Consider the following 4,535-nt stretch of genomic DNA (forward strand, 5'->3'; position numbering starts at 1 on the left):
GCCAACGACACGGACTACGGGCTGGTGGCGGCGGTGTGGAGCGGCGACCTGGCGCGCGGGCTGCGGCCCGCCGAGCGGATCGAGGCGGGCCAGGTGGCCGTGAACGGCGGCCCGCTCACGATCGAGACGCCGTTCGGCGGCTACCGGCACAGCGGCTACGGCCGGGAGAAGGGCCTGGCGGCACTGCACGAGTACGCACAGCTCAAGACCGTCAGCGCGAGCCTGGGCTGACCACGGAGGGGATGGCTGATGTACGACGACGGATGGCAGCGGGCCGCACGGGCGGTGCGCGGTGAGGTGATCGGCGACGACGGCACGGCGACAGCGGACACCCTGCCGGCCGGGTACCAGGACTTCGTCACGGCGACGGCCTGGGGGGTCTGGGCCCGCGGCGGGCCGCTGACCCGGCGCGACCGCAGTCTGCTGGTGCTGGCGATGACGGCCTCGACGGGCCGTATGGGTGCCTTCCGGATCCATCTGGAGGCGGCCCCGCGCGCCGGTGTCACCGATGCCGAGATCGACGAACTCCTCTTCCAACTGACCGCCTACTGCGGCGCCCCGGCCGGGACCGAGGCCTCGGCGGTCCTGCGCGAGGTGCGTGCCGCCCGGGAGGCGGTGTGAGCGGGCGCGGGGCGGTGGGCTTCATCGGGCTGGGCAACATGGGCGGGGCGCTGGCCACGAACCTGGTGCGCGACGGCTTCGAGGTGGTGGCCTACGACGCCGCCGGTCCGGCCCGCACTCCGGTGGGCGCCCGCTGGGCGCCGGACCCGGCGGAGGTGGCCCGGGACGTCGGCACGGTGGTGCTCAGCCTGCCGGACGGAACGGTCTGCGGAAAGGTCGTGGCCGGCCTCCTGGCCGCCCGGGACCGGCGGGTCACGCACGTCGTGGACACCTCCACGGTGGGGGTCGCGGCGGCGCGTCATCTCGGCAGCACCGGGCTGTCGTACGTCGACGCGCCCGTGTCCGGCGGGGTGGCGGGGGCACGCAAGCGCACCCTGATGGTCATGTACGCGGGCTCCGACGAGGCCTGCGCGCACGTCGAGCCGGTGCTCGCGGGGCTGAGCGACCGCAGGCGCCGGGTCGGCGACCGTCCCGGGCAGGCGCAGGCGTTGAAGCTCGCCAACAACTTCCTGTCCGCGACCGCACTGGCGGCGGCCAGCGAGGCCGTGGCCTTCGCACGGGCCGCCGGACTGGACATGGACGTACTGCTGGAGGTGCTCAACGCGTCCAGCGGCCGCAGCGGGGCCACCCTCGACAAGTTCCCGCAGGAGGTGCTGACCGGCCGCTACGCCTCCGGGTTCAGCAACACGCTGATGGCGAAGGACGTACGGCTGTTTCTGCGCGAGGTGGACGAGTCGGGCGGCGCGGCGGCACTCGCCGCCGTCACGGACGCGGTGTGGGAGGCGTTCGCCACGGCCGAACCGGGCGTCGACTTCACCCGCATCTACCCGTTCGTCAGCGGCAGTTGAGGCTGCGGCAGTTGGGGCTTCGGGGCACTGTCGGTACCGAGCAGCACGGACAGCGCCTCGCGCACGATCCGGGGGTAGCGCTCGGCGTCCTGGTCGACGAGCCACAGCTGGTGGACGCCTTCGATGAGGGCTAAGACAGCGGCCGCGGCGGTCCGCGGATCCAGTCCGCTGGGCAGCCGCTCCCCGTATCGCTCGATCAGGTGGGCGGTGAGGTGTTCCTGGAGGGACCGGCTGCGTTCGCGGACGTAGCCGCAGGCCGGTTCCTGGCCGGTGACGGCCTCGGCGAGGACCACGGTCTGCACGGTGGCCAGCGAGGGATGGTGCACTTCGAAGGCCACGGCCTCGGCGAAGTCGCCGGCCCAGTCCTCCCCGAGCCTGCGTCCCGCGAGGTGCTCCCGGGCGAGCTCTTCGCGGAAGGCGAGGAGGTCGAGGAGCAGTCGCTTCTTGCTGGGGAAGTAGTGCAGCACGCCCTGCCGGGTGAGGCCGGCGCGCTCGGCCACCGCGTCGATCGAGGTGCCCTTGAACCCGCGTTCGGCGAAGACCTCCAGGGCCGCTTCCAGGATCTGCTGACGCCTCGCCGACACCACGTTGGGCCCCTTCCGCCGTTGGAGAGGTGCCCGCCCACACTATGTAGGCGCGCCTCGGCAGGGCGAGAGGGCGTACGGGATTGGCCTCATTTCCCCATCGCGGCCAGGGCCGCGAGCGCGGCCTCCCGGAGCGTTCCCGCTTCCCCGGCACCGGCCGCGTCCGCGATGCCGGCGAACAGCCGGACGTCCTTGGCGAGCAGTCCGCCCGCGTGGGCGGCGATGCGGTCGAGGGTGCCGCCCGCGTCGGCGACCCGGTCCAGCGCGAAGCTGGCCGCGCTGCCGCGGGGCAGGACCCGGGTGAGCGCGGCACGGTCCAGACCGAGGGCGGCACCCACGCCGAGCGCGTCGGCGGCGAGTCCCAACTGGGCGGTGAACAGCAGGTTGTTGAGTATCTTGGCGAGCTGTCCGGAGCCGGTGGGGCCGAGGTGGACGACGGGGTCGCCGTAGGTCTCGAACACCGGGCGGCAGTAGGCGAAGACCTGGGGGTCGCCGCCCGCCATGACGAGGAGGCTGCCCTGTTCGGCGGCCCGGCCACCCCCGCTGACCGGCGCGTCGAGGAGAGAGACACCAGAGGTCCGGGCCAGCGCCTCCAGGCGGCGGCAGGTGTCGGGATGCACGGTGGAGTGGACGGCGATCACCCCGCCCCTGCGCAGCCCGGCGAGGACCCCGTCCGGGCCGGTGACCACCTGCTCGACGTCGGCGTCGTCGACGACGCACACGCACACCAGGTCGCTCGCGGCGGCCAGTTCGCCGGGCGAGCCGACCGTCTTGGCGCCGCTGTCCGCGAACGGGGTGAGCGTGGCGGGCCTGCGGGCCCACAGGGTCGTCTCGTGTCCCGCCCCGGCGATCCGCCGGGCCATGGGCCCGCCCTGGCTGCCCAGTCCGATGAAGCCCACACGCACGGGGGCCCTCCTCACGTCAGGTCGTCTTCCGCGGACGCCAGAACACCGCCAGCAGTCCGGCGGTCGCCACCACGCCCACCGCGAGCACCACGCCGGCGCCCGCCCATCCGGTCACCGTGATGTCCGCCGCCGTGTCGAGCGCGTACTTTCCCGGTCCCCAGGCGCCGAGCGCGACCGCGAGCGTGCCGAGGACGAGGACGTACTCGTAGCCCTCCTTGAACACGAAGAAGCCGTGCGGCCGGTGGGCGAGCAGTCCGGCGACCAGCATCACCGACAGCACGGCCGCGCAGGCGAGCGGGGTCAGCAGGCCCAGTGCGAGCAGGGCGCCCGCCCCGAGTTCGGTGAGGACGCTCAGCCAGGCCTGGAGCCGGGGCCGGGTCAGGCCGAGGCCGCCGAACCAGCGTGCGGTGCCGTCGATCCCGCCCGGGCCGCGCCAGTGGTTCCAGCCGTGCGCCGCCATGACCGCACCCAGCACGAGGCGTACGGCCAGCAGGGCGGTGTCCGAGGCCTCACCCATCCCGGTACCGCCGCTCGGCGGGCAGCGCCTGGACGCCGAGCGCGCACTCCTCCACGAAGGCGAGGACGTGCAGGTGGTAGGCGAGGGCGGTGCGGCCGACGCTGGTGTTGTGGCCGGCGCCCGCCTGCTCGTGCAGGACGACGCGGGACGAGCCGGTGAACATCGAGGCGAGGTCCGCGAGTCCCTCGGGGCCGTTCGCCCACACCTGTTCGTGTTCGGCGAGGGTGATGTGGACGGGCACCGGCACCTGCCCGGAGAGCCGGGCGAACTCCTCCTGCCAGTTCTCCCGGAGCCCTTCGTAGGCGGGCGAGGCGGAGCCGATGTGCCGGCCGCCGTGCACGTCGGGAGGGTAGGCGTGCGGTGGATCCCACAGCGCGCGGCGGAGGTTGGGCCGGGTGCGGGTCGGATCGCGCCGCCACTCCTCCATCGCCAGCACCGAACGGGGGTGGTGGACGCGGCCCATCCCGGCCAGCTCCACGCCGAGCAGGTCGGTGCCCCGCCGGTCGCTCGCCATGCGTACGGCGAGTTCGCAGCCCGCCGAGTGCGCCCAGAGGAACATGCCGAGGCCGCGATCACGGCCGTCAAGGAGTGCGGCCACGGCCTCGTAGGCGAAGTCGGTGCGCTGCTCGGGCGTGCCCATCCGGTCCTCGTGTCCGGCCGAACTGCCGTAGCCGGGGCGGTCCAGGGCCAGGACGGTGAAGCCCGCGGTGGCCGCGGTGCGCAGGAGGGAGAGCCGGGGGTGGCCGGGATGGTCGAAGTAGGCGGAGGTGGTGGCACCGCCGTGCAGGGCCACGATCACGCCCTGCGGGCGGGGCGCCTCGGCGAGCAGCGCGGAGGCGGGCACTCCGTGCACGTCGGCCACCAGCCGCCGTACCGCGTGGGCGAGTTCGGGTTCGAGCGAGGTCATACGACCGTCCTGGATGTCATCCGTCCGTCCTGAGCAGGAGGACGCCGCTGGGGGTGAGCCCGCCGCTGGAAACGACCGCGGTGCGCGCACCGGCGACCTGGCGGGCGTCGGCCTCGCCGCGCAGCTGCAGCTCGGCCTCGTGCAGCAGGCCCA

General features: G+C 74.0%; 7 protein-coding genes. 3 read left to right on the forward strand and 4 right to left on the reverse strand.

From position 1 onward, the window contains the following. The 3 genes from KVT45_RS53430 to KVT45_RS53440 form a co-directional block, all read left to right on the forward strand. Window positions 1-231, forward strand: a 231-nt coding sequence (locus KVT45_RS53430) for an aldehyde dehydrogenase family protein (RefSeq protein WP_217562121.1), incomplete at its 5' end; no start/stop codon positions are given. 18 nt (window positions 232-249) lie between these two features. Continuing rightward, entirely contained in the window at window positions 250-621 is a 372-nt protein-coding gene (locus tag KVT45_RS53435) for a carboxymuconolactone decarboxylase family protein (protein WP_217562123.1), read from the forward strand. After that, the gene (locus KVT45_RS53440) at window positions 618-1,469 is read left to right on the forward strand and encodes an NAD(P)-dependent oxidoreductase (protein WP_217562125.1); all 852 of its coding nucleotides are present in this window, start codon (window positions 618-620) and stop codon (window positions 1,467-1,469) included. The genes KVT45_RS53435 and KVT45_RS53440 overlap by 4 nt, the downstream gene beginning before the upstream one ends. Here the strand turns inward: KVT45_RS53440 and KVT45_RS53445 are convergent. From KVT45_RS53445 to KVT45_RS53460, 4 genes are all read right to left on the reverse strand, one after another. Then, window positions 1,445-2,053, reverse strand: a complete 609-nt coding sequence (locus KVT45_RS53445; RefSeq protein WP_308311157.1) for a TetR/AcrR family transcriptional regulator — start codon at window positions 2,051-2,053, stop codon at window positions 1,445-1,447. The two genes, KVT45_RS53440 and KVT45_RS53445, sit on opposite strands and share 25 nt — an antisense overlap. Before the next feature lie 89 nt (window positions 2,054-2,142). Next, window positions 2,143-2,958, reverse strand: coding sequence for an NAD(P)-dependent oxidoreductase (locus KVT45_RS53450; RefSeq protein ID WP_217562128.1), 816 nt, complete (start codon window positions 2,956-2,958; stop codon window positions 2,143-2,145). A gap of 16 nt (window positions 2,959-2,974) precedes the next feature. Next, a complete protein-coding gene (locus KVT45_RS53455) occupies window positions 2,975-3,475 on the reverse strand; it encodes a DoxX family protein (RefSeq protein WP_217562130.1) in 501 nt (166 codons plus the stop codon). After that, entirely contained in the window at window positions 3,468-4,382 is a 915-nt protein-coding gene (locus KVT45_RS53460) for an alpha/beta fold hydrolase (protein WP_217562132.1), read from the reverse strand. Before KVT45_RS53460 ends, KVT45_RS53455 begins: the two co-directional genes overlap by 8 nt. Window positions 4,383-4,535 lie beyond the last annotated feature (153 nt).

The organism is Streptomyces sp. GbtcB6, assembly GCF_019091475.1.
Classification (GTDB): Bacteria; Actinomycetota; Actinomycetes; order Streptomycetales; family Streptomycetaceae; genus Streptomyces; species Streptomyces hyaluromycini.